Annotated in this window: 3 protein-coding genes; 1 reads left to right on the top strand and 2 read right to left on the bottom strand. The window is 58.0% G+C overall.

What is annotated here, in order from left to right; all coding sequences use genetic code 11:
- The coding region (locus tag EN781_RS34605) for a hypothetical protein (RefSeq protein ID WP_189347931.1) at positions 1 to 1,160 on the top strand (1,160 nt) is incomplete at its 5' end.
- 66 nt (positions 1,161 to 1,226) lie between these two features.
- Here EN781_RS34605 and EN781_RS29875 read toward each other — a convergent pair.
- Positions 1,227 to 2,396: a hypothetical protein gene (locus EN781_RS29875; RefSeq protein ID WP_091595088.1), complete on the bottom strand. Its 1,170-nt coding sequence runs from the start codon at positions 2,394 to 2,396 to the stop codon at positions 1,227 to 1,229.
- Positions 2,397 to 2,405: 9 nt separating this feature from the next.
- Positions 2,406 to 2,930: nucleoid-associated protein (locus EN781_RS29870; protein ID WP_189347930.1), on the bottom strand; the 525-nt coding region annotated here is incomplete at its 5' end.

The following is a 2,930-nucleotide window of genomic DNA, read 5'->3' as shown; positions in this document are numbered from 1 at the left end:
CCGAGCCAAAGGCGCTCGCGCATTTGCTCGCAATAAAGAAGCGGTTCGGGGCCTTCGAAATGTTTCTTGCAAACGGCAAGACCGCAACCTTTCACCCGAAGTCCTATGTCGGACGAAGCGAAGGCCAGGTTCGGTGTCTGATCGGGTCAGCGAACCTCACGACCGGCGCCCTGACAACAAACGATGAAATTTCAATCCTGGCGACCGTGAACTCGGACGAACAACTGTCGTCGGATCTGAAAGTCACCTTTGCCGATTTTCGTGAGAGCGGCAGCTTCCAAGAACTCGATGACCTGGTGCTTGGGCAATATGCCTCGCGACACAAAGACGCCGAGCGATTGCGACGCAAACTTGAGAAAGAGCTCGAAGACAACTTCGCCGCACAGTTCGATCTGCGGCGCTTGAATGGCTTCCTCCGCCAGTACCGCGCAGACAAGACCGAACGTTCCGCGCTGGCGAAGCGCCGGACCGATCGGGACAAGGCATTGAAGGTTCAGCAATTGATCGCGGATCTCGGCAACGCGCCGAGGATTTCGAAGGAAATGAGGAGCGTCTTCGCAGAGAATCTAAGCAATCTGATTTCTTCAAGAGAGCCTTATCAACATCTCTGGCATTCCGGCGACATTCATCGACGAGGGTCGGCGGCACTCGATCATCCCAAGAAGACGATCACACTGTTCGCCGCGGGCAGGAAGGCAGCCAAACTCGCGCCAGAACGGGGTTACGAGCAGATGCGTCAGCTAGCGCTCGGTATTCCTGGCGTGGGCGTGAATATGATCACGGCGATTCTCTGCACCTTCGCCCCGAAGCGGTACGCTGTCTTCAACGGCAATACCTCCGGCGCCCTAGCGGCGATCGGCATTGGCGCGCCTCGAAGTCCAACTGTCGCAACGCTGTCGGCCGAACGATACACGCAATTGTGCGCTACCATCGACGCGCTGCGGAGGCGCATCGGTGGCGCTGATTTCACGGACGCCGACGCGTTTCTCAACTGGCTGTATTTCAAGACGAAGCCTTCCAAGCGCGCGCATGAGGGAGGCGCCCCAAAAACCTCACCTTGCGTGTCGCGGCCACGCCAAGTTGTCCGGCAGCACCGCGCCTCTAATCGGCCGTTCAGGCAGAGTTTGCCTTCACCGAAAGCGGGCAGTCCGTTCGAGTGAACCACATGGCCCATAGTGCCCCAATCGAACGAATCTCGCTTCTATGGCGTGACCCGAACGGCGCTCTCAGCACGCCCACGGCATCAGAGTTGTCAGCTGGAAATAAATGCGCCAGGTGAGTAGCGCCCCGAGCCCGCAGACGACAAGGATGATGCCAAGGACGAATCGGTGAAGTGTAATCCGGTTTTCCAGCTTGCGATAAAGAGGGAGGAACTCCGCGGCGACGACCGAGTAATCGCCCTTCAGCTTGGTCTTCTGTCGGGTCAGATCGTCGTCTATCGTCGACAGCGTCAGCAGCTGGTTGACGATGGCAAACGCCAGGAGGGCAACGAACAGCGTTGCACCGAGCGAGATGGCGAGGTTTGCCCAGAAATTCACGTCGCATTGAGTTGCGGGCTTGAGCTGCGTGGCGATGATCACACTCGCGACGGGAATGCCCATTATCTGGTTCTGGATGTCATGGAATGTCTTATGGATCTTACCGGTGTAGTCCGCGATGGCCTCTTCCGCCTTCCCCCGGATCTTGTCGTACGAGAACTCCGACGCGAACAGCCTATAGCTGTCCTCGCACTTTGTGACGAAGTCCCGAAAGTGTCGAAGAAGGTACCTGAAGCGCTCGCCTTCGGGATGGGTGCGACACGTCTCGATGAGCGTGGTAGCAACGATCGCAGCCTTCTGGTCCTTGTGCACCTTCTGCATGACGAAGTTCTCGAACTCGTCGACCAGTATGGAGTTTACGGAGACAAGGTCCGATGACCTGAAGTCTACACGGACCATCAGCCGGATCGAGCCGAGGAACAGCATCTCCGCCTGGTACGGGTCGAGAAACGCAGCCGCCTCTTTTAAGGTGCGGACCAGGCGCAATGCGTTCCGGTAGCGCGCGACGGCGTCGGGAACGACGGTATCGTTGTAGGCGAACCTCTCCTCGATCAGGTAATAGCGCTCCGGCTCGGCTATGCGGTTGCGACGGTTCTCGAGCAGCCGGTCGAGGGTGAGCGCGAGGAAGCCAAGTCCTGTGCGTGGAGCGCCGATTTCGACGCTAACTGTCGCGCCTATGACGACCGCCGACGCTGAGTCGACCGTGAATGCCGCGTCGTCGAAAGCCTTCTCATCGCTTTCAATCTGCTTCAGCGTTTCCACAATGCTGTAATCGCGGACCGTCAACTTTCCCGCGGAGCCATCTTTCGAGAACTCCGTGTTGCGGTAGAGTGCTATCAGCTGGTCGAACGTGATCATGAGGCTACGCTACTCCTGATCGTGTTCCAGTCTTTCGATCAGGTCGGGAGGGAGTTCGGTGAAGGTCAGGGTCTTCTTGTCGTCGTTATAGACGATCTTGCCGTCGGTAAGGGCTTGCCGATTGAATTCGACCGACCAGAGCCGCGTCTTCGCGGAGAACTTCACCATCGGCGACAGCGCTCGCTTCTTCGGAACGAAGCCGTCGCCAAGTCCGACATCCGGATCTCCGAGCGATTTGGCGAGTTCTTTCGGGTTCTCTGGAAAGAGCTCGTTGGAGAATGTCTCGAGATCCAAAGGCTCGTTGTCCCGGATGTATCGCTGGCAGATGTCGTACGCCTTCTGCAGGAAAGCTTGCTTGTCCTTCACGAAGCCCTTCGCCGGCTCGGCGAAACCGTTCAGCACGCGCACCAGTGTCCTGGTATCCTCGAGGTCCTGAACGGTGCTGTCGCAACCGAGGAACTCCTTGAAGTACTCGGCGACGTTCCCCTTGCCCTTTAGGAAGCCGATGTAACGGTCCGCCGAGTTAGTCCATGC

It is taken from the genome of Mesorhizobium sp. M4A.F.Ca.ET.090.04.2.1, assembly GCF_003999085.1.
Lineage (GTDB): Bacteria > Pseudomonadota > Alphaproteobacteria > Rhizobiales > Rhizobiaceae > Mesorhizobium.
Note: the sequence above shows the minus strand (reverse complement) of the source record. Positions and strands in the feature narration are given on the sequence as shown.